The following is a 20,549-nucleotide window of genomic DNA, read 5'->3' on the forward strand; positions in this document are numbered from 1 at the left end:
TTTTCGTTAATTGGAGTCATTTTTCAACGGTTAGAATCTTTTTTTTTCATTTTGGTTATAAATTACTATCAAAGAGAAAAACTTTTAAGGACTTGGATTTTATGTCCATTGAAAACTCTTGGAGGTGAGTCCCTTGAAGTGGCGTCCTTTGGTGGCAGTCCTCTTGGGACTGCTCCTGCTTGGAGTGACGGCTGGAAGTGCCATGGCAATGCCATTTCAGAAGGAGCCTATAAAGCCTCAGAACCAAGTTGGACTTGGAAGTGTAGTTATGACTCGCTTGGAAAGCACTAGTGGGGCAATTATAGAGAAGCACCGCCAGTACATTGGGACAGGAGCTGGTTACGCATGGTATTACAAAGTCAAGCACAACGGTAGGGGCTATATTGATGTCTCTGTATTCAAATGGGTGCCTCTCGGAGGTTATCTCACAATAACAATAATGCCCGACATGACTACATACTCATTCAATGGGCACAATTTTAAACTATACTCAATGAAGTCTTTTGGCGTTGGTAACTACAGGTACAAAGTGGTTGTTGCAAATTACGATAGTTGGGTTAGTCTAGGTGGATGGTGGACCATGGGTGTGAAGTTTGATGCTGGGTATGGGACCCATGGGATTATAACTCTTGGAATGACAGAGTGGCCAATTCTAGACACTATACTCGAAAAATTGGGAATCAAAGGCAGGCTTACAAACAAAGGCAAAAAGTTACTAGAATTTGTTACTAAGGGTAGCACTAGTGCATTAGTTGATATAATTGGTTTGCTTTTAAGTGGCTATAATGTGGATGTTGCAATATTCAAGGAGGTGTAAAAATGATTGCGTTTCTTCTTTCTTTTTTATGTGGTGTTTTAGTCTCGGCAACATTGCTAACGGCACTTGTGGGAATATTTCTTGTAAAGCTTATAGATTTGAAATACCATGTGTTCTCTACATTCCGCGGGAATATGCTTTTCTTGGTAGGGGAATTATTTGGTGCAGGATTATGGTTTTTCATTTATGGTAATTCCTACTTTGAACAATGGCATACCATGTGGTGGGTTCCAGTGTCATTATTTGTTGCATTCTTGGTTAATACTGTGAGAACATTTTCTGGGAATCACAAAAATCTCCGGAGGGAGCCTGATGAAAAATACACCTAGCTCCGCAATTGCACTTCTTCTCTCAGGAGCGAACATAGATGCACTCATATTTGAGGAGGTGTGAAAGTGAAGATCAACAAGAACAATCTCTTTTTATATTTTTTAGGAGGGATACTGGCCGCTATAACTCCCTGGACTTCCCTGCTAATTGGAGTGGTTGTATATATCAAAAAGAATAGATATTATTCAGCGTTTAGTACAAGCGTGGCCTTTTTGCTTGGGGGGTATTTGGGGCACTTTTTGGATATCTTCTATTGGGTGGCACATTTTTGGCCTGGTGGACTTCCTCAGAGGGATTAAGCAGCATGTTAATCGGCATAAAATTGTGGGTTCCAGCATTGTTATTTGGGGTATCTGTGATTGGGATACTTAGGGCGGGTTTTCAAAAATACAAAGAAACTCGGAGGGGTACCGATGAGAATGGTCAGTAAATTGTTCCTCTGGTTTTTACTATTGTTCTTGTGGGGTATTGTTGTCTACTCTTATCAGATTGTAGGTTTTTACTGGATGATCGTTGTCCTAAATGGTGAGCTTTCGCGAATATGGTTGGCCGTGTTGGTGGCGGGATTGAGATTTGTTATCCAGTCTGCATTACTTTTGGGAATACTTAAACTGGTCCTGAAGATTCTACCAAGCTTGGAAACCTACTTAAAATCAACCATGCCACTTGCATTAGCTGGTATTACCGGATCAATATTGAGATTTTTCTACAATGGCTGGATTCCATTCAGGGTGATTATGGAACAGGTGGCTCTGATACTCGGGCTATTTATGGCTATGCTACTGCTAGGCAAACGAATTAGTTCCGGGAGAAAGTCTTACTTATCTTGCGTTTTAGCTGGGCTCTTGGTATTTTTGGTCCTTATCCCGATTCCTCTTTGACCTACGGTGGTGATAATGAAGCTCTACGGGACTGAAGTTCCTTTCATCTTATTTTTACGCTGGTGGATTGCCGAACTGGTTTTAGCACTCCTGGGGGGTTACTTTGGAAGTAATGGGTTTCATCCCGAGTCCCTTCTTGTCACGGGTTTTTACTGGCTGGGCTTCCCGGCCCTGATGTGGCTCATGTGCTCCGCCTACAGAGATTCGGAGTATTGCTCAAGGGAGAGCAGGGTATGGTTCGTGTTCTCTGCCGTTGTTCCTGCCTCCAACATCTTCGTGTGGGTTTTCGGGTTTTATCCGTACTCCACGGCAGTAATTTCGTTCCTCTGGACGCTCCTGCTCTTCAGGGTTGGGCTAGCGGTGGGGGCTGAAAAAACGCTTGGCCTGAATCGGGGCGAATAAAAATTGCCAGCCTCCTCAGGAGCTTTAGGGGAGCTTTCAAGGGAAAATGTAAAACAACAAAATCCATGATGCTGGCCATCTCCTACACAGGCATTGGTCTGTTTCTGAAGGCGGTTTATAAGGAACTTAGAGAATTACCTTAATTCTGGTAATTTTTGCCCTTCCGACTTTCCATAATGTGAAGGACAAGCCTCTTATCTCCTCCAGTAGAGTAAGTGTTGACAAAGAAAAAGGTGATCCAAAATGAAAGGCGAAATGAATGAAATGGAGAAAGGCGGAATGAAGGACCACGAAAAGATGGGTGGCATGAAGGGAATGAAAGGTAAAGGGAAAATGAAGGGCGGATGCAAGGGCCACGGCAAGGGAATGGGCAAAGGGCACCACGGCATGCACGGGATGAAAGGAATGGAAGAGCAAATGGAGTACTCCTACCTCCGCGAGGTAGAGACCGGCTTTGACGAGACTGTGACGAGGGTCAAGGAGGAGCTTAAGAAGGAGGGCTTTGGGGTCCTCAGCGAGGTCAGGGTTGACCGGCTTTTCAAGGAGAAGCTCGGTCTTGACATGAAGCCCTACGTTATCCTCGGCGCCTGCAACCCGAAGTTCTCAAGCCAGCTCGTAGGCATCGACATCAACAGCGGCTTGTTCCTTCCGTGCAACCTGGTAGTCTACGTGAAGGACGGAAAGACCTATGTGGGGCTTCTGCTCCCGACGAAGGCTATGAGCATAACCGGGAACGACGAGCTGTTGAAGGTCGCCTCAGAGGTTGAGGAGATACTGAAGGGTGTTGTGGAGGTAGTTTGAACTCCCGTTTTTCAAATTTCAAATAAAGAACGTTATATAGGTTCGGATAGAAAACTCCCTGGTGAGAAATATGGATGATGGAAGTATCCCTCCAAGTGGGGATGAGCGTAAGGAAGATGAAGAAGAAAAGAATGAAAAAAATACCCAACCCTCAAAGACACGATGATCATAAACATGAGCCCGTTGAAGTTCGGAGACATGGGGGAAACTCAAAGGAGCATAAAGGCAGGCATGAGGAACACATCGAACACGAAGAGCATGAAAAACACGAGCACAAAGAACACGAGATGGCCGCCCACGAGGAACACGCGGAACATGAAGAGCACAAACACGCCCATGAAGAACACGCCGGACACGAACACGAGGGGCACGAAGGACACAAGCACTCCCATGCGGAGCACCACAGGATGATGATGGAGGACTTCAAGAAGAGGTTCATAATTTCTGCGATACTCACGATTCCAATCCTGATTCTGTCCCCGCTGATACAGAGCTTTCTAGGATTTGAGCTGACTTTTCCGGGCGACCACTATGTCCTCTTCGGACTTTCGGCGGTGGTGTACTTCTACGGCGGCTGGCCCTTCCTGAAGGGCATAATGGACGAGCTGAAGAAAAAACTGCCCGGAATGATGACGCTGATAGCGCTGGCAATCACGGTTGCATTTTTCTACAGCGTTGCGGTGACCTTTGGCCTGCCGGGTAAGACCTTCTACTGGGAGCTGGCGACGCTTATTGACATCATGCTTCTCGGCCACTACATAGAGATGCGCTCCGTTCTCGGCGCTTCAAGGGCCCTGGAAGAGCTCATAAAGCTCATGCCGACGGAGGCCCACCTCGTGACACCCGATGGGATTAGGGACGTTCCGGTCAGCGAGCTGAAGAAGGGCGATATGGTCCTTGTCAAACCGGGTGAAAAGATACCCTCCGACGGCATCATAGTGGAGGGGGAGACCAGCATAAACGAGTCAATGCTCACAGGTGAGTCGAAGCCAGTCTATAAGAAACCGGGCGATGAAGTCATTGGAGGCTCCATAAACCTTGAGGGAGCGATAAAGGTCAGGATAGAGAAGACAGGAAAGGACACCTACCTGATGCAGGTCGTCGAGCTCGTCAGGCAGGCACAGGAGACAAGGTCAAGGACGCAGGATTTAGCTAATAGAGCAGCCTTCTACCTCACTCTCATAGCAATAACCGCCGGAACGATAACTCTCGGCACGTGGCTCTACCTCGGCAAGCCCTTCGTCTTCGCCCTTGAGAGAATGGTGACCGTCATGGTCATAACGTGCCCGCACGCTTTAGGCCTGGCGGTTCCGCTGGTCGTCTCGGTCTCGACGTCGATCTCGGCCAAGAAGGGAATCCTCATCAGGAACAGGGAGGCATTTGAAAGAGCGAAGGACGTGCAGGTCGTTGTCTTCGACAAGACCGGAACGCTGACCGAAGGCAAGTTCGAAGTGACTGACATAATAGCGCTGGACCAGCTCGGAGAGGAGGAGATCCTGAAGTATGCGGCGGCCCTGGAAGCCCAGTCCAGTCACCCGATAGCCCAGGGAATAGTCGAGAAAGCCAAGGAGCTCGGCCTTGAACCCTATGGGGTCAGCGAGTCGAAGGTTCTCCCCGGTAAGGGAGTCAGGGGAGTTATCAACGGCAAAGAAGTGTTCGTCGTGAGCCCCGGCTTCCTGAAGGAGAAGGGCCTGTGGAGCGAAGACGAGCGCGTTAAGGAAGTCCTTGAGCAGGGTAAGACCGTTGTCTTCCTGGTCCTTGATGGGGAGCTCGTTGGTGCTTTGGCCTTGGCGGATAGGATAAGGCCCGAGTCAAGGGAGGCCATTGAAAAGCTCCACGAGATGGGTATAAAGGCCTACATGCTCACGGGCGACAACGCCAAGGTCGCGAAGTGGGTGGCTGAAGAGCTCGGCTTAGATGGCTTCTTCGCCGAAGTGTTGCCCCATCAGAAGTCTGAAAAGATAGGGGAACTCCAGAAGCAGGGCTTTGTTGTGGCGATGGTGGGCGACGGTATAAACGACGCCCCTGCTTTGATCCAGGCAGACGTCGGAATAGCCATCGGGGCAGGAACCGACGTGGCGATAGAGAGCGCCGACATAATCCTCGTCAAGAACGACCCGAGGGACGTCATAACCGGGGTGCATCTCGCGAAGGCTACCTACAAAAAGATGGTGCAGAATTTGGCATGGGCGACGGGCTACAACACCTTCGCTATTCCCTTAGCGGCGGGCGTGCTTTACAGCTACGGGATTCTTCTCAGCCCGGCCGCAGGTGCGCTGCTCATGAGCCTGAGCACGGTGATAGTGGCCATCAACGCGAGGTTTTTGAAGGTTTAAACGACCTTCACTTTATTTTTTTGTAAAAATTCCCCATAGCATCTTCCCTTTTGCCAACAATAAGCCCTATAGCCTTTACCACATAGTAGTATTCGAGGAGATCAAAATGATGTTCGAAAGCGTTGGAAACGAATTCCTGGCTCACGCCGGAGAAGGAGAATGAGGGTGGCACGACATGATGGGATTCGGCTACTTTGGTTGGTTCGGGGCGGTATTCATGCTCCTGTTCTGGGTGCTGATAATCGCTGGAATAGTCTGGTTCATTAAATGGCTCGTTGAGCAGAGCTCAAGCGGGAGCAAGAAGAGCGCCCTGGAGATACTCGACGAGAAGTACGCACGGGGCGAGATAGACGACGAGGAGTACGAGAGGAGAAGGAGAAGGCTCCTTGGGGAATGACTGCTTTTCATTATTTCATCTCCCCGGCGCAATTGATTTCTTTTCCGAAAATTTTGGGGGTTTGAATTTTCAAAATGTTAGTAATAAGCCCTATATTCAGGTGAATGAATGCATACATGGAAAACAAAATTTGAGGTGATGCGAAATGGAGTGGAAGTCCCTGTTTATCGGGCTCCTCATAGGAGCGCTCATAGCCGTCCCGTTGGGAATGGCCCACAGCGGAGGGTTTGATATAGCCAGGAAAAGCGGGCCCCGGTGGGGCTTTGGTTCGATGGGCGGCTACATGTACGGCGGAATGATGGGCTACGGCATGCACGGCATGATGGACGACGAGATGTACGCGCAGATGGGGAAGTACATGGCCAGCGACAACTTCACCGAGATGCATAAGGAGATGGAGGAGGAAATGGAGGAGCACATGGGTAGCAACTGGGCCCAGATGCACGAGTACTGCGAGAGGGTGATGGGAATAGAGGAGGACGAGTGAAGCCTTAATGCCTGTGCCCCTCTTTCTCTTCCTTTTGCTTGAGCTTTTCTATGTTCTCCCTTGTCTTTTTGAATTCCCTGAGACATGTCGGACAGCAGAAGAAGTAGACCCTGTTGTGATACTTGTACACGATGGGTTCCCCGACTATCTCCTTGCCGCAGTAGTCGCACTTAAAGGGAACCTTCACCTTTGGCGGATTCGTTCTCTCGATGCTCTCCAGAATTGGCATTATCTCTATGACCTCGAATCCGGCACCCTCGATGACCTTTCTCAGCTCCTCCATGTTCTCAATGGCGATTTTTATGAGGTACTTCCTGCTCGTGAAGCGGTTTATCTCGATTATCTCTTCAAACTCTTCCATTTTTTCAGGTTCCTCTGTCTTGACTATGAGGGCAACTACATTGTGCGCCCTGAGGAGCTCGGGATTGAGTTTGATGGTGTACCTCTCGATTACTTCTTCCTTCTCAAGCTTCTCGAGCCGGGACTTCACCGTCGGCCTGCTGACGCCGAGCCTTTCAGCGAGCTCCGAGATGCTGAGCCGGGAGTTGTCCATGAGCAGGTAGATTAGCTTCAGATCAAGATCGTCTATTTTCATGCCATCCACCGATCACTTTTTGTATCTAAACTATAAAAATTCTCTGGTTTAGCTTTCCAGATTGTAAAAAATAATCCTCATAAGCCCTCAAGTGTAGTAAGTACCGGTGAGGAAGATGGAGCTTACTTTGAAGGTCAACGGCATGACGTGTGCAATGTGTGTTAAAACCATAGAGACGGCTCTGAAGGAGCTCCCGGGGGTGAAGGAGGCAACAGCAAACCTGAATTCTGAGAGCGTCTACGTTAAATTTGATGAGTCAGAAGTCGGGCTTAACATGATCATAGCCACCATCGAGGAGCTGGGCTACGAGGTCGTTAGGGAGAGGAGGGACGCGGTAATTAAGATAGGGGGAATGACGTGCGCAATGTGCGTCAGGACGATAGAGACTGCTTTGAAAGACCTCCCCGGTGTTTTAGAGGCGAGCGTAAACCTTGGCACGGAAACCGCGAGGGTAAGCTACGATCCAAGCGTTGTGACCGTTGAAGACATAAGGAAGACCGTTGAGGACGTGGGTTACCAGTTCATCGGCGTTGAGGGCGAGGAGAGCCACGATCTTGAGGGAGAGCTACGGGAGAGGCACCTCCGTGACATGAAAAGGAAGCTCGCCGTCGCGTGGGGTATCGGAACGGCCCTCTTCGCCTCCATGCAGGCTGAGCGCTTCGGCGTGGAGATACCCTACCTCATGCCCATCCAGTTCATTCTGGCAACGATGGCCATAGTCTACGCCGGCAGGGGAATATTCAGCAAGGCCTGGGGTTCGCTCAAACATAGAAACCTGAGCATGGAGGTCATGTACTCCCTCGGTATAGGGTCAGCTTACCTCGCGAGCGTTCTCGCGACGGCTGGGGTAATTCCGGAGGACTTCAACTTCTACGAGGCCAGCGTCCTGCTGATGGCCTTCCTTCTGCTCGGCAGATATCTCGAAACAAGGGCCAAGGGAAGAACCAGCGAGGCCATCAAGAAGCTCATGGGCCTTCAGGCAAAGAAAGCTACCGTGATAAGGGACGGCGAGGAGCTTGAGGTTCCTATAGGCGATGTTAAAGTCGGGGACGTCGTGATAGTGAAGCCCGGCGAGAGGATTCCCGTTGACGGAGTTGTGCTCGAGGGCGAGAGCTACGTGGACGAGTCGATGATAACCGGCGAGCCGGTTCCGAATCTCAAAAGGAAAGGCGACGAGGTCATCGGGGGCACCATAAACAGGAACTCCGTGCTCAGGATAGAGGCAAAGCGCGTCGGAAGGGACACGGTTCTGGCCCAGATAATCAGGCTTGTGGAAGAAGCTCAGAACACGAAGCCGCCGATACAGAGGCTGGCGGACACCATAGTCACCTACTTCATACCCGCGGTGCTTACAATAGCCCTGCTATCGTTCGGCTACTGGTACTTCATCGCAGGGGAGCCGGTTCTGTTCGCGTTCACGACCCTGCTGAGCGTCCTGGTGATAGCATGCCCCTGCGCCTTCGGCTTAGCAACTCCAACGGCATTGACGGTTGGAATGGGCAAGGGCGCCGAGATGGGGATACTCATCAAGAACGGCGAGGTGCTTGAGGTGGCAAGGAAAGCAACCGTCGTGCTCTTCGACAAGACCGGAACGCTGACGAAGGGACAGCCGGAAGTTACCGACGTGATAGCCTTTGATATCGACGAGAAAGAGCTTATAAGGCTCGTCGCCTCTGCTGAAAAGCGCTCCGAGCACCCCCTCGGAGAGGCGGTGGTCAGGAAGGCACGGGAACTTGGCCTTGAGCTTGAGGAGCCGGAGGAATTCGAGGCAATAACTGGCAAAGGTGTTAGAGCAGTCGTGGGTGGAAGGGAAGTCCTGGCGGGCAACGGGAGGCTCATGGTGGAGAGCGACTACTCCCTGAATGAGGTGGAGGAAACACTCCACAGACTTGAGGACGAAGCAAAGACCGCCATAACCGTCGCCATAGACGGCAAAATAGTTGGAGTAATCGGCATAGCCGACACGATAAAGGAAGGGGCAAAGGAAGCCATCGAGGAGCTCCACAGGATGGGCAAGAAGGTCGGAATGATAACGGGCGACAACAGGAGAACGGCCGAGGCAATAGGGAAAGCCCTCGGGGTGGACTACGTTTTATCTGAGGTTCTGCCGGGAGACAAGGCCTGGGAGGTTAAAAAGCTCCAGGAGAAGGGTGAGATAGTGATATTCGTCGGCGACGGAATAAACGACGCTCCGGCATTAGCCCAGGCGGATATAGGCATAGCAGTTGGCAACGCGACGGACATAGCGATGGAGAGCGGAGACATGGTCCTCATAAGGAACGACCCGATGGATGTGGTCAGGGCAATAAAGCTGAGCCAGAAGACGCTGGCGAAGATAAAGCAGAACATCTTCTGGGCGATGTTCTACAACACGATGCTGATTCCCTTCGCTGCTGGCCTTGCTTTCGTCCTCTTTGGAATCCAGTTCCAGCCCGAGTGGGCGGCTGGAGCCATGAGCATAAGCAGCGTGAGCGTCGTCACGAACTCGCTCCTGCTGAAGAGGGCAAGGATTTGAGGTGATGGGGTTGATAGTCGAGTATGACGGAAAGTTCAACTTCGGAAGCGGAAAGGTCGTGCTGTGGTTTTCCATCCCGGGCTGCCCGCCATGCAGGATAGTCGAGGGCTTCATGGAAGAGCTTAGCGGGGAATTTGAAGAGGTAACCGTCGTCCACATCAACGCAGGGGAATGGAACGACCTCGTGAACCGCTTTGACGTCCTCAACGTCCCGACACTGGTTTACATCAAGGATGGGGAGGAGGTAGCCAGGCAGAACCTCATACGGAGAAAGGAGGAGGTTCTCATAAGGTTTGAGGAGCTCAGGAGGCTCTGACTGCTCCTTTACTATGCCAGACTGGAAAACAAGGAATGTTTGGAATCCTCAAAACTTTTCATAACATTTGCTTTTTGGTGATTCAGCAGAATTAATGAAACTCCTTGAACTGCCCAAATTTACAGATCTCAAACAAAAACCCATATAAATTTCAAAGTAGAAGTGTCCTAAATACGGGGCGGTGGGAACATGTCCGCTGGCAAGTCCATCCTCGCGTTGTTCCTTCTCGCACTCCTTTCGCTCCCAGCAGTATCTTCCTCAAAGGTTGCCGTTTGGTGGATCGGAGGTGCGGTACTCCATCCGAGGCTCTCCCCGGACGGGCTTTATTTCACTGATTTTGATGGAAGGGTCGGCCTGAAGACCAACGAGACGCACTTCATCTTCTGGAACCTTCCGTTCCAGCCCAACGGGATATCCGTGAGCGACCGGGTTTACGTTTCAGTGAACCTCGGCCCTCCCGCCGTTCTCGACCCCCTCGGGGATGTGGTTTACATGTGGGACTATCCGGGGGTATCGTTCGTCCACGTCTTTGCCGTTCCCGGGAGGGCGTACTACGCCGGAAAAATCAACGAGAGCGGCGGAATAGGCGTTCTTAACGGGAACGACCTCGTCTTCTACGACCTCTCATCGGCTGGAATTGTGAACGTTTACGATGCCTACGCCACTCCCGAAGGGATATACTTCACCGCCGAGCTGAACGAGAGCCCCCGCGGCGGCATAGGCATTCTCCAGCCGGAGAACGGAACCTTCCACCTCTGGCGGTTTCCGTCCAACTATTCCTCTCTTATACCGGACGGCATCGTCCTTGGCCACGACGGCTTTCTGTATGCGGCCATAATGGATGGCGACGCGGTTGGACTGGTGAGGTTCTCGCCGAAAAACGGCAGCTTTTTCTTCAAGGAGCTGGGTGAGAGGCCCCTGCACGTGAAGGCCTTTGGAAACAGGATCCTCCTGATGGATTCAAGGGGATTTCTGGCTTTGATAGACCCTTCAGGCGTTCTCTGGACGCTCAACACCACGCTAAAGTCTGAAGTGCATTCCTTCAACACGGTCCCTCTGGGACAGCCAACGGGGGTGAAGAACGCCACCAGGGAGGAGAGGGAGATAAGGCCCGAATACGTTGACGTAAACAAGGAACACCTTGACGGCATCGTACTCTACGACGTCGATGAGACCCATGATTTCGGCGGCGGTTACGTCGGGCAGCCCGGGACCCTAGTTCTCATAGATGAACTCCGCCCGAAGGTTCATCTCCTCTACGAGAACGGAACCGTCAGGGCGTGGGTAACCCCCGAAGAGATATTCACAGCCCCCGTTTTTCTCTACGTCAACGAAAAGCTCGTGAGGTGGGGCGAGGAGATAGTCTGGAACGCAACGTTCCTCGCGGGACGGTACAACCTTACGGCCGTTTACTTCGACGGCGAGGACGTTTACATGAACACGACCACCGTGGTAAGCGACCTGAGACCGAGGCTCCTCTGGAGTCGGTCGCTGAAAGTTGAAGGAGGAACTGTGATCTACGGGATGGCCAGCCATCCGGGAGTGCCTGTAAACGTGTCCGGCAGGACGGTATGGACTGACGGAAGGGGCTACTTCTCCTTCTTCGTTGCGAACGCCACGGAGACCGAAAGAACCCCGGCGGGGGAGGAAGGGGAGCCCAACCACTGGAGTATCGCCCTTCTCATATTCGCCGTTCCAATCGGAGTTGCCGGCGCGGTGCTGATTGGGAGAAGGGATAGGAAGGGCTATGCACTCCTGATAACCGCGCTGATCCTTGCCGCGCTGTACTTCACCGTCCCAAAGGCTCCGGGAGAGGCTGAAGAAGAAAAGCCCCTAACGCTCTCCCTCGTCGTGGTCATGCCCCCCGGCTTCTACGCCTTAAACGTCACGGTAATAGTTGATGGCGAGAGCGCCGGAAGGACGAACTCGACGGGCATGCTTGAGGTTCCCATCGATTACGGGCTTCACGAGATTAGACTTCTGTCTGGAGGTGCGGAGACGAGGTTTGAGGTGGCTATGGCCGAAAACAGGACCTTGGTAGTTCCCTTCTTCCCGGGAGTAAACGCGACGCTGACCAACGGCCCCGGCTACGCTGGTTTCTCGGCTTCGATTGGAAGCGTCACGCTCAGTTCGATGCACTCGGGGACGTACCCGACTGGACCGATGGGGAGCGGGGCTACGGAAGAGCTCGATTCTGGCCGGTGCGACGTCTGCAAGCTTAAGGCGGCGATGGTCGGTGCCGTCGAAGGTGAGGCGTGCAAGCTCTGTTGCCTTCAGAGCAAGAACTTTGGGCCTGCGGTTGTTTTCAACTACTACTTCCACCTCGTATGGGCGGCGATAGAGCGCTTTGACTGTATAATTCCCTGGCCGCCGATGCCCAAAACGAATTCCGTCGTTGGAGGGGCGGCGATAAACAGCTATGCCGATGACCTGGAAAACAGCCTTCCAAAGCCTGGTTGGGGAAGCATACATCCCTGTCTGTCGCCTTTGGATGGCCTTGATCCCGCCGACCCAAGTACAATCTGCAGCGCCCTCGAATGCGCCGACATTAAGTTCGACTGCAACTGCTACGTTACCTGCTTCCTCGGGCCGTTCAAGATGTGGGACGCCTTTATAAAGTGCGTTGGAGGCTGAAGGCTTTTTCTTTTTTAGCCGGAGGTTACTTCCCGTTTTTGGAGGTGGAGCTCGTCCTCATATGGAGAAACCCCACAACGGATTGGAGCGTGCTCACGGCCTTCCTGCCAACGTACTGGACGTACAGGGTCTTCGAGGGCATAGCTCTGAACGATTACGGCGACTTTCCGGTGGCGGTGGCCGTTCACCTGGTCTGGCTCCTCTCTCTTCTCGTGCTCTTCAGGAGAAGGGTGCTATGAATAAGTTGATGATGGACAGGTATGTACACGCCTTTACTTTGGCTTTTTTCAATTTGTTTGGTTCGATGTAACACCGTTAGAATTACATAATTCTACGAAAAAAAAGCAGAAATGATTACTTATAGTAAAAGGAAAAATTTATAAGAATTAGTGTGCCAACATGATATGCCGACGTTGGATAGGTGATTAAAATGGCACCAAAACGAATCCTTGGGACATTGTTTGCGGCATTTTTGTTGGTTGGAACAATGGGGGTATATCTAGCAAATGCCCTCCTGCCACCAGCAATTCAGATTGCGTTGGTCGATGAAAAGGGCAAGCCCCTTACGGAGATATCAAAGGATGTTGAAGTTCAGGTTCAGATAGATGCACTGGTTCCCACGCGGGAAGTTTACAGGACTGTTTTCTATGGAGACCTTAAAAAACCAAGCCGTCTGAAGTTCTGGGACTCAGGAAATACAGTCAGAATCCCACTCTCCGATGAAAAGCTTCAGTCTGTTCTCAACGAGTGGGGAAAAGATTACCCAACTGGGATTGGCTCTTCACTGATGATTTCTGTCTGGATTCTGGATCATGAAAACGAGAAGCTGTACAGAGGCTTTGCTGTGGTTAACTACAACACCGCCAACGTTGCTAAGGGATTCACGAAGACAGTGAAAATTGACATACATAGGTTGCCCTCATCTCCCCTTGAAGCTGCTACGAAAAGTGGTGGGGTAGCACCTTTGGGGTCCAACAGACAGTTCTATTACTGGAAGACCGACTGGGGCCTCTCGTGGAGACCTTCAGACTACATCGAAGTGCCTGCTCTGATCGTGGACAACAAGGATTCTTATTCTGGAGTTGTCACTGCAAGCGTAAACATTGTGACTGACTATTATACCAGATTTGGACTTACGATAGCCTACGGCTACAAAATCTCAGAAAAGGATACCCCAAGTCTAGACATATATGGAAATGACTTCTACACCATTGAGAACAAGTTTTACTTTTATAAAGATCTCCTTCTTGGACCAAACGAGAAAGGATACATATACATCTATGCAAAACCATACCACCTACACCAGAAGGAGTACTACTGCACTGCCAGTATAAACAACTGTGTGCCTACTGGAGAAGAGAGGATCCAGGAAGGGGTTAATGACATTGACACAAGCGGAAATGAAATTCTCGGAGGAAGCAAGTCCGGATTGCCTGATCCCTCCATTATGAACTGGATATACAGTGGAACCGACATGAAGTATGCTACTGCTCTTGGAGTCGGGGACTCAAAAAGCATTGCTTTGCTGGTCTCGGATGCCTCTGGTTCATGCTCGGCAGATTTTGGAATTGGAATTCCAATAGGGGCGCTTGCAGTGGCATTAAGCGGTGGTTCAGTTCCTCCATGGGCTGCAGGGCTCAGTGCCGGAATGTACTATACCTCTTCAAGTTCTCTTAACATATACGGGGGAATTACAAATCATGGGCAGTGGCATAATGTTGGTCAGGATATTTCAGAATACATCTACCTGGGTACCAGCACTTATACGTATCATATAGGAACATGTGATACCAATGTTCCAGTTGGGATCTATATAGAAAGCAATTGACTCTTTATCTTTATTTTTAAAACAAACAAAAGAGTGAAGAAGCTCACTCAAGCTTCTTGTGGCAGAACCACCAGTCGTAGCACTCGATCTCGCCCTTGGCCTTGGCTTCCTCGCGCTCCTTGATGGCATCGACTGTCCCTGCCGGCGGAACGATGGCGCGGTCGCCGATGAGCTCGTTGTTGGGCCACTTGTGCGGCAGGGCAACGCCCTTCTCGGTGCTGGTCTTGAGGGCCTTGACGAGCCTGAGTATTTCGTCCCAGTCTCTGCCGACCTCGGCCGGGTAGTAAACGATGGCCCTGATGACACCCTTGTCGTCAACGACGAAGACGGCCCTGGCGGTGATGGTGGCACCGCTCGGTATCATGCCGAGGGCCTCAGCGAGGTCGCCGCGGTCGTCAGCGATGACCGGGAAGGTTATCTCCTCACCGAGGTTCTCCTTGATCCACTCCATCCACTTGAGGTGGCTGAAGACCTGATCAACGCTCAGCCCGATCGGCTCGACGCCGAGCTTCCTGAACTCCTCGGCGCGCTTCTGCATCGCGTAGAACTCGGTCGTACAAACCGGGGTGAAGTCTGCCGGGTGGCTGAAGAGAACGAACCACTTGCCCTTCTCAGTGAAGTAGTCGGGCAGCTTTATCCTGCCGTGGGTGGTGTTGACCTCAACCTCCGGGAACTTTTCTCCTATCACTACCATCTTCCATCACCTCATTTTTCTATGTTTTCTTCACTATAAACCTCACTGGTTCGAATATATAAATCTTTCGGTTCGTCTAACGGGCAATTTCTTGTCGAATATCCAAACAGTTTAAGAAGACCAAATCAGGACTGCAAAAATACCGGCCGTTAATTGCCACTTTAAAAAACACATCCAGAAATATTTGTCAAAATCTCGAAGAAAAAGTCTATTTTTGCCTCAAACCTTCCTGATCTCGACCCAGGTTGAATGATAAGCGGAGCCGTTACCATACCTTTCGACGGTTTCATCCCCCGTCAGGAAATTCGCGTTCCAGCCGAGAAGTCTAACCCAAAATGCCTTGTAGAGCATCACAACCCCTTGAGGAACGTCCTCCGTAAGCCGGGCCTCCGTTCTGATGCTCCCGTTGTCGTTGAATACCTCGATGGTGTCCCCGTCTTCAATGTCTCTCTCAGAGGCATCGGCAGGGTTGATGTAGAGGTAGGGGTCAATCATTCCGTGTGTGTTGTGGTACTGGCTCGTTATCGTCATTCTGTGTGTTGGGGTGAGGAGCCGGAGGGGATACTTCCCCTCGAACTTCCGGTACTCTGGAAACGGACTCAATCCTCTCCGAACTGCCCTTTGAGAGTAGAACTCGATTTTCCCGCTTGGCGTCTCCCACTCCTTTGGCTTTTCTGGAACTTTGACGAAGCCCTTGGCCTTCAGCTCCTGCCAACTCAGTCCGTTGAGTTCGAGAACCTTCTTTACGATCCCCTCGTCGCTCTCGTAGAGGTAGGGGTTGTTTATTCCAAGGGCCTTCGCCAGAAGCCTCGTTATCTCGCTGTTGCTCTTGCCGTAGAGCCTTGCAACGGGTTCGTTTAAAGCCACGTGGCGGTGGTAGTAGGAATCTGCTATGTCCAGGCGCTCAAAGAAGGTGTTCGCGGGAAGAACGACGTCGGAGTAGAGGGCCGTATCAGTCAGAAAGATGTCGTGTGTAACCACGAAAACGTCGCTTTCTCTTAAAGCCTTCCTCAGCAGGTTCTGGTTCGGCAGGCTTGCGAGGGGATTGGAGTTGTAGACGTAGAGGAACTTTACCTCGCCCCGTTCGATGTACTCCGCAAGCTTCATCTGGGGGATTCTCCTGGCCGGTCTGGTTCGCAGAAAAGCGCCCTCGGCGTAGCTCTTGTCTATCGTCTTCATGTCGTAGATGAAGCCGAAGCGATGGCCCACCAACGCTGGGAGAATCGAAATCGCCCTAACCGCCTCCCCACCAGCTAGGGAGCGCTGGAAGCCATAGCCGATGTGGATTATTCCCCTCTTCTCGGCGAACTCCCTTGCGAAGGTTTCTATTTCCTCAACCCTTATCCCAGTCTCCCTGCTTACATAATCAAGCGATAATGTTTTTACATAATTCTTGAATTCTTCAAAGCCGTAAACGTTCTCGCGGACGAAGACTCTATCGTAGAGTTCCTCCTCGATTATAACCTTTGCAACTCCAAGGGCGAAGAGGACGTCGGTATCGGGCCTTATCCGAAAGAACCTGTCGGAGCGCTTGGCCGTTTCGGTTCTCACAACGTCAACCGTCCAGATTTCGAGGCCGTGTTTTTTGGCGAAGGTGAATCCGTGCAGGTTCGTCCAGAAGGCGTTTATCCCCCAGTAGACGATGAGCTTCTGATTTTTGAGCTCCTCAGGATCCATACCGATTGCCGTTCCATAAACGTCCTTAAGCGCCTCCTGCCCTGCCCTGTCGCAGATACCGTAGTCGAGCATGGCGGTGTTGAGATAATGGAAGAGCCTCAGCGGGAAGGCGTAGTTGACAACTCCCCTATCGCCGGCGTACTGATAAACGAGGACGCTTTCACTCCCGTGCTTTTCGATGATCTCCCTGAGCTTCGTGGCAACGAGTTCAATGGCTTCTTCCCAGCTTGTCTCCAGGAAGCTCCCGCTTCCGCGTTCGCCTGTCCTCACGAGAGGATTTTTGAGCCTGTCGTTGGCGTGGAACCATCTCGGAAGCAAAGCACCCTTCGGGCAGAGGAAGCCGGCCGTTATTGGGTGCTCAGGGTTGCCCTTAACCCTGAGCCGGCCGTCCTTCAGCTCGCTCACCATCGAGCATGTGTCGTAGCAGTCCCTCATGCAGACCGAGAACGGCATATGACATCGCATTTAGGAACATATAATCGGGTATATAAACATTACTTTGTTCCAAATTAGGAACAAAAAGCTTAAAATTTTGGAACAAAACTTCGACCATGAGCACCGGGGATGGAAAGTTCATGCGTCTGGCACTTGAGCTGGCAAAGCGAGGAGATGGTTGGGTTAATCCAAACCCAATGGTCGGTGCTGTCATAGTGAAGGATGAAAAAATCATTGGTCTTGGATGGCACCGGAACTTTGGTGGAAGGCACGCCGAAGTTAACGCGATAGAGGACGCCAAAAGGAAGGGCCACGACGTTAGAGGAGCGACGATGTACGTAACGCTCGAACCCTGCTCCCACTGGGGGAAGCAGCCACCCTGCGCTGACAGGATAATCGAGGAGGGCTTCAAGCGCGTTGTGGTAGCGATGGAAGACCCCAATCCCCTCGTGGCCGGCAGGGGGATCGAGAAGATGAGGAAGGCCGGAATAGAGGTCGAGGTAGGCGTCCTAGGGAGGGAAGCAAGGAAGCTCAACGAGATTTTCATCAAGTACATAACCACCGGAACCCCCTTTGTCTCGATAAAGCTCGCCTTGACCCTTGACGGCTTCATCGCGACCGAAAACGGCTCCTCACAGTGGATTACTGGAGAAGAGGCGAGGCTGAAGGTTCAAGAGCTCAGGAAGAGGCACATGGCTATAATGGTCGGCTCTGGAACGGTTCTGGCAGACGATCCAAGGCTCAACTGCCGGCTTGAAAACTGCCCGGAGAAGGTGAAGGTAATCCTCGACCGCTCCGGAAGGGTTGCGGAAGCAATCAAGGCGGGAAGGAGGTTCAAACTCTTCGAGGACGGGAGGGCGATATTCTTCACCGAGAGGCCGGAACTCTTCGAAGGCATAGCGGAGGCCTACCCGATAACGGAACCTGGAGAAATCCTGAGGAAGCTCGGTGAGCTGGGGATAGACAGCATTCTAATCGAGGGTGGAAGGATAGCGTGCGAGTTCTTAGCTTTTGCGGACAAGTTCTACCTCTTCTACGGGCCAAAGCTCTTCGGAAACGGAATCAAGCCCTTCGAGTGCCTAAAGGTCGAGAACGCCGACTATGCCCTTCTGCTGAGGATCGAGTCCATTGAGAGGCTCGGCGAGAGCTTTCTTGTAACCGCCTATCCAGGTGATGGAGATGTTCAGCGGAATCGTTGAGGGGACGGGAAGGGCCCGCTACTCCTCCGGGAAGCTCTATGTCGAGTTACCCTTCGAGGTCGAACCCGGGGACAGCGTCTCCATTAACGGAGCCTGCCTAACGGTGGTCGAGTTCGATGGGAGGAGGGCGGTCTTCGACGTCGGCGAGGAGACCCTGAGGAGGACGAACTTGAGGGAAGCGCGAATTGTGAACCTAGAGAGGGCTTTGAAGCTCGGCGAAAGGCTCGACGGGCACATCGTTACGGGCCACGTGGACGGGACGATGCGCTTTTTAACTGTCAGACGCTCCGGGAACACGACGTGGATGGCCTTCGAGATGCCACCCGAGAGATGGGGAGTGGCCGAGAAGGGCTCCATAGCCCTAAACGGAGTTTCCCTCACCGTTGCGAGGGTAGAAGCCAACCGCTTTTGGGTCCAGGTAATTCCGTACACCCTCAAAAACACCAACCTCGGTCTCCTGAGGCCTGGTGATAGGGTGAACTACGAGATTGACGTCCTGGCCAGATACGTGAAGCGCATCATGGAGGCGAGAACATGAACTGGGAGGAGATTAGGAAAGCGGTACTCGATGGGAAGCCGGTCGTTTTGATAGACGACAGGAGGGAGTTCGAAGCGGATTTGATTTATCCCGCGGAGATTGCCTCGTCCGAGGTCGTCAGCTTCATGCTCTCGGCCAAGGGGCTTCTCTGCCTCACGATGGACATGGACGAGGCTCTAAAGCGGGGCTTCTTCCCCCTCCCGAGCAAGGAGGGCGAAACGAACTTCCTGATTCCGGTCGATTACAGGGATACGTTCACGGGGATAACCGCGGAGGAGAGGGCTTTAACCGCTCGAAAAATTGCCGAGGGGCTGGGCATCGAGGCCTTCCGCTACCCCGGTCATCTTCCGCTCCTCGGCGGGATTGGACTGAACAGGCGCCGCGGTCACACCGAGAGCTCGCTGGAGCTGATGGGGCTCCTCGGCTTCAAACGCTACGCCCTGATAGTGGAGATTCTCGACGAGAAGGGCAATTCCCACAACAGGGACTACGCGCTCAACTTCGCGAGGGAGCACGGTTTGCCTGTCCTTACAACCGACGACGTCTGGAAGGAGTTCGTGAGGAGGAAGGGACTGATTAAAGTTTACGCCAACGCGAGGCTGCCGACGCGCTACGGCGAGTTCAGAATCATAGCCTTCGACAACGAGCTGGACTTCAGGGAGCACGTGGCGATAGTGAAGGAGCCCTACGGTGAGGTTCCGCTGGTAAGGATCCACTCGAAATGCCTGACCGGGGACACCTTGACCTCTCTCAAGTGCGACTGCGGCAGTCAGCTGGCCCATGCCCTAATGATGATAGCCCAGGAGGGGGGCATATTCCTCTACATGGACCAGGAGGGCAGGGGAATAGGGCTGAAGGAGAAGATAAAGGCCTACGAGCTCCAGGATAATGGCCTCGACACGGTTGAGGCAAACGAGGCGCTCGGCCATAAGGCCGACGAGAGAACCTACGAAGCTGCGTTTCAGATGCTCCGCGCTTTGGGAGTCTCCAAGGTCAAGCTAATCACCAACAACCCGGCAAAAGCCAAAGCCCTCGAGGAGTTCGGAATCGAGGTCGTCGAGACGGTTCCGGCCCCTGGGGAGGTTACGGAGCACAACAGACCTTACCTCAGGGTGAAGGCTGAGAAGCTCGGCCACAGGCTGCCCTTCGAGGTTTAGGAGGTGATTTGATGGAGGTAAAAACAATCGAAGGGGCCTTTATAGGAAAGGGCCTAAGGATTGGCATCGTTGTTGCGCGCTTCAACGACCTCCTGACCGAGGAGCTCCTTAAGGGAGCACTCGACTGCTTCGAGAGGCACGGCGTCGATAGGGTGGACGTTGTGAAGGTCCCGGGTTCCTTCGAGATACCGCTTGCCGCCAAAAAGCTCATTGAGAGTGGGGGGTACGACGCGGTTTTAGCTTTAGGCGCCGTCGTGAGGGGGGAAACCAAGCACTTCGACCTCGTCGCGAACGAGGTTGCCAAAGGCGTAGCCAAGGTCTCCCTCGACAGCGGCGTTCCCGTAATCTTCGGTGTGATAACGGTCGAGGACGAGCTCCAGGGCTTCAACAGGGCGGGGGTAAAGAGCAACAAGGGCTTCGAGTATGCGATGGCAACGCTCGAGATGGCGAACCTCATGAGGGAGCTTCGTTGAGGTTAACCCGGTTGACGTCCTTTCAAAACCGCCGGTT

Annotated in this window: 21 protein-coding genes and 1 pseudogene; 18 read left to right on the top strand and 4 right to left on the bottom strand. The window is 52.2% G+C overall.

Annotated features, from left to right (window positions below):
* The first annotated feature begins 151 nt into the window (after positions 1-151).
* The 6 genes from FH039_RS06885 to FH039_RS06910 all read left to right on the top strand — a co-directional run bounded on the left by FH039_RS06885 (position 152) and on the right by FH039_RS06910 (position 3,231).
* Positions 152-817 carry a hypothetical protein gene (locus FH039_RS06885; RefSeq protein WP_139680724.1) on the top strand — a complete coding sequence of 222 codons (666 nt, stop codon included), beginning with the start codon at positions 152-154 and terminating at the stop codon, positions 815-817.
* 2 nt (positions 818-819) lie between these two features.
* Positions 820-1,146: a hypothetical protein gene (locus FH039_RS06890; RefSeq protein WP_139680725.1), complete on the top strand. Its 327-nt coding sequence runs from the start codon at positions 820-822 to the stop codon at positions 1,144-1,146.
* A 66-nt stretch (positions 1,147-1,212) separates the two neighbouring features.
* Entirely contained in the window at positions 1,213-1,446 is a 234-nt protein-coding gene (locus FH039_RS06895) for a hypothetical protein (protein ID WP_139680726.1), read from the top strand.
* A 114-nt stretch (positions 1,447-1,560) separates the two neighbouring features.
* Positions 1,561-2,028, top strand: coding sequence for a hypothetical protein (locus FH039_RS06900; protein WP_139680727.1), 468 nt, complete (start codon positions 1,561-1,563; stop codon positions 2,026-2,028).
* Between the two features lie 9 nt (positions 2,029-2,037).
* Positions 2,038-2,430: a hypothetical protein gene (locus tag FH039_RS06905; RefSeq protein WP_139680728.1), complete on the top strand. Its 393-nt coding sequence runs from the start codon at positions 2,038-2,040 to the stop codon at positions 2,428-2,430.
* Positions 2,431-2,673: 243 nt separating this feature from the next.
* Positions 2,674-3,231: a DUF302 domain-containing protein gene (locus tag FH039_RS06910; protein WP_139680729.1), complete on the top strand. Its 558-nt coding sequence runs from the start codon at positions 2,674-2,676 to the stop codon at positions 3,229-3,231.
* A 209-nt stretch (positions 3,232-3,440) separates the two neighbouring features.
* On the opposite strand, the gene FH039_RS12260 is transcribed toward FH039_RS06910, so the two are convergent.
* Positions 3,441-3,623: a hypothetical protein gene (locus tag FH039_RS12260; RefSeq protein ID WP_139680730.1), complete on the bottom strand. Its 183-nt coding sequence runs from the start codon at positions 3,621-3,623 to the stop codon at positions 3,441-3,443.
* Between the two features lie 15 nt (positions 3,624-3,638).
* Between FH039_RS12260 and FH039_RS06920 the strand changes: the two genes are divergently transcribed.
* From FH039_RS06920 to FH039_RS06930, 3 genes are all read left to right on the top strand, one after another.
* The gene (locus FH039_RS06920) at positions 3,639-5,567 is read left to right on the top strand and encodes a heavy metal translocating P-type ATPase (RefSeq protein WP_240703185.1); all 1,929 of its coding nucleotides are present in this window, start codon (positions 3,639-3,641) and stop codon (positions 5,565-5,567) included.
* A 175-nt stretch (positions 5,568-5,742) separates the two neighbouring features.
* Complete coding sequence (locus tag FH039_RS06925; RefSeq protein WP_139680731.1) at positions 5,743-5,964, top strand: SHOCT domain-containing protein; 222 nt, start codon at positions 5,743-5,745, stop codon at positions 5,962-5,964.
* Between the two features lie 145 nt (positions 5,965-6,109).
* A complete protein-coding gene (locus tag FH039_RS06930) occupies positions 6,110-6,451 on the top strand; it encodes a hypothetical protein (protein WP_139680732.1) in 342 nt (113 codons plus the stop codon).
* 4 nt (positions 6,452-6,455) lie between these two features.
* Here the strand turns inward: FH039_RS06930 and FH039_RS06935 are convergent, their stop codons facing one another.
* Positions 6,456-7,046, bottom strand: a complete 591-nt coding sequence (locus tag FH039_RS06935; RefSeq protein ID WP_139681716.1) for a TRASH domain-containing protein — start codon at positions 7,044-7,046, stop codon at positions 6,456-6,458.
* A 115-nt stretch (positions 7,047-7,161) separates the two neighbouring features.
* Between FH039_RS06935 and FH039_RS06940 the strand changes: the two genes are divergently transcribed.
* The 5 genes and pseudogenes from FH039_RS06940 (at position 7,162) to FH039_RS06960 (ending at position 14,339) form a co-directional block, all read left to right on the top strand.
* Complete coding sequence (locus FH039_RS06940; protein ID WP_139681717.1) at positions 7,162-9,561, top strand: heavy metal translocating P-type ATPase; 2,400 nt, start codon at positions 7,162-7,164, stop codon at positions 9,559-9,561.
* A gap of 10 nt (positions 9,562-9,571) precedes the next feature.
* The gene (locus tag FH039_RS06945) at positions 9,572-9,877 is read left to right on the top strand and encodes a thioredoxin family protein (protein WP_139681718.1); all 306 of its coding nucleotides are present in this window, start codon (positions 9,572-9,574) and stop codon (positions 9,875-9,877) included.
* A gap of 189 nt (positions 9,878-10,066) precedes the next feature.
* Positions 10,067-12,511 carry an NHL repeat-containing protein gene (locus FH039_RS06950; RefSeq protein ID WP_139680733.1) on the top strand — a complete coding sequence of 815 codons (2,445 nt, stop codon included), beginning with the start codon at positions 10,067-10,069 and terminating at the stop codon, positions 12,509-12,511.
* 44 nt (positions 12,512-12,555) lie between these two features.
* A pseudogene (locus FH039_RS06955) lies at positions 12,556-12,750 on the top strand (ABC transporter permease); the annotation flags it as partial.
* A gap of 191 nt (positions 12,751-12,941) precedes the next feature.
* Positions 12,942-14,339: a hypothetical protein gene (locus tag FH039_RS06960; protein WP_139681719.1), complete on the top strand. Its 1,398-nt coding sequence runs from the start codon at positions 12,942-12,944 to the stop codon at positions 14,337-14,339.
* A gap of 43 nt (positions 14,340-14,382) precedes the next feature.
* Here the strand turns inward: FH039_RS06960 and FH039_RS06965 are convergent, their stop codons facing one another.
* The gene (locus FH039_RS06965) at positions 14,383-15,033 is read right to left on the bottom strand and encodes a peroxiredoxin (protein WP_139680734.1); all 651 of its coding nucleotides are present in this window, start codon (positions 15,031-15,033) and stop codon (positions 14,383-14,385) included.
* Between the two features lie 219 nt (positions 15,034-15,252).
* The gene (locus tag FH039_RS06970) at positions 15,253-17,163 is read right to left on the bottom strand and encodes a molybdopterin-dependent oxidoreductase (protein WP_139681720.1); all 1,911 of its coding nucleotides are present in this window, start codon (positions 17,161-17,163) and stop codon (positions 15,253-15,255) included.
* 98 nt (positions 17,164-17,261) lie between these two features.
* On the opposite strand from FH039_RS06970, the gene ribD reads away from it, so the two are divergent.
* From ribD to ribH, 4 genes are read left to right on the top strand one after another with little or no spacing between them, the layout of a single operon-like run.
* The gene (gene ribD / locus FH039_RS06975) at positions 17,262-18,344 is read left to right on the top strand and encodes a bifunctional diaminohydroxyphosphoribosylaminopyrimidine deaminase/5-amino-6-(5-phosphoribosylamino)uracil reductase RibD (RefSeq protein WP_139680735.1); all 1,083 of its coding nucleotides are present in this window, start codon (positions 17,262-17,264) and stop codon (positions 18,342-18,344) included.
* Positions 18,325-18,882: a riboflavin synthase gene (locus tag FH039_RS06980; protein WP_139681721.1), complete on the top strand. Its 558-nt coding sequence runs from the start codon at positions 18,325-18,327 to the stop codon at positions 18,880-18,882. The genes ribD and FH039_RS06980 overlap by 20 nt, the downstream gene beginning before the upstream one ends.
* Positions 18,879-20,039 carry a bifunctional 3,4-dihydroxy-2-butanone-4-phosphate synthase/GTP cyclohydrolase II gene (locus FH039_RS06985; RefSeq protein ID WP_139680736.1) on the top strand — a complete coding sequence of 387 codons (1,161 nt, stop codon included), beginning with the start codon at positions 18,879-18,881 and terminating at the stop codon, positions 20,037-20,039. The genes FH039_RS06980 and FH039_RS06985 overlap by 4 nt, the downstream gene beginning before the upstream one ends.
* 11 nt (positions 20,040-20,050) lie before the next feature.
* Positions 20,051-20,512, top strand: a complete 462-nt coding sequence (gene ribH, locus FH039_RS06990; RefSeq protein ID WP_139680737.1) for a 6,7-dimethyl-8-ribityllumazine synthase — start codon at positions 20,051-20,053, stop codon at positions 20,510-20,512.
* The last annotated feature ends 37 nt before the right edge of the window (positions 20,513-20,549 follow it).

This window comes from Thermococcus indicus (assembly GCF_006274605.1).
GTDB classification, from domain to species: Archaea; Methanobacteriota_B; Thermococci; order Thermococcales; family Thermococcaceae; genus Thermococcus; species Thermococcus indicus.

Coding starts and splice junctions, on each gene's coding strand:
- FH039_RS06985 (WP_139680736.1), top strand. CDS start 18,879: ATGAACTGGGAGGAGATTAGGAAAGCGGTACTCGATGGGAAGCCGGTC.
- FH039_RS06950 (WP_139680733.1), top strand. CDS start 10,067: ATGTCCGCTGGCAAGTCCATCCTCGCGTTGTTCCTTCTCGCACTCCTT.
- FH039_RS06965 (WP_139680734.1), bottom strand. CDS start 15,033: ATGGTAGTGATAGGAGAAAAGTTCCCGGAGGTTGAGGTCAACACCACC.
- FH039_RS06960 (WP_139681719.1), top strand. CDS start 12,942: ATGGCACCAAAACGAATCCTTGGGACATTGTTTGCGGCATTTTTGTTG.
- FH039_RS12260 (WP_139680730.1), bottom strand. CDS start 3,623: ATGGGAGTGCTTGTGTCCTTCGTGCCCCTCGTGTTCGTGTCCGGCGTG.
- FH039_RS06930 (WP_139680732.1), top strand. CDS start 6,110: ATGGAGTGGAAGTCCCTGTTTATCGGGCTCCTCATAGGAGCGCTCATA.
- FH039_RS06910 (WP_139680729.1), top strand. CDS start 2,674: ATGAAAGGCGAAATGAATGAAATGGAGAAAGGCGGAATGAAGGACCAC.
- FH039_RS06970 (WP_139681720.1), bottom strand. CDS start 17,163: ATGCCGTTCTCGGTCTGCATGAGGGACTGCTACGACACATGCTCGATG.
- FH039_RS06900 (WP_139680727.1), top strand. CDS start 1,561: ATGAGAATGGTCAGTAAATTGTTCCTCTGGTTTTTACTATTGTTCTTG.
- FH039_RS06925 (WP_139680731.1), top strand. CDS start 5,743: ATGATGGGATTCGGCTACTTTGGTTGGTTCGGGGCGGTATTCATGCTC.
- FH039_RS06935 (WP_139681716.1), bottom strand. CDS start 7,046: ATGAAAATAGACGATCTTGATCTGAAGCTAATCTACCTGCTCATGGAC.
- ribD (WP_139680735.1), top strand. CDS start 17,262: ATGAGCACCGGGGATGGAAAGTTCATGCGTCTGGCACTTGAGCTGGCA.
- FH039_RS06940 (WP_139681717.1), top strand. CDS start 7,162: ATGGAGCTTACTTTGAAGGTCAACGGCATGACGTGTGCAATGTGTGTT.
- ribH (WP_139680737.1), top strand. CDS start 20,051: ATGGAGGTAAAAACAATCGAAGGGGCCTTTATAGGAAAGGGCCTAAGG.
- FH039_RS06920 (WP_240703185.1), top strand. CDS start 3,639: ATGATGATGGAGGACTTCAAGAAGAGGTTCATAATTTCTGCGATACTC.
- FH039_RS06980 (WP_139681721.1), top strand. CDS start 18,325: ATGTTCAGCGGAATCGTTGAGGGGACGGGAAGGGCCCGCTACTCCTCC.
- FH039_RS06890 (WP_139680725.1), top strand. CDS start 820: ATGATTGCGTTTCTTCTTTCTTTTTTATGTGGTGTTTTAGTCTCGGCA.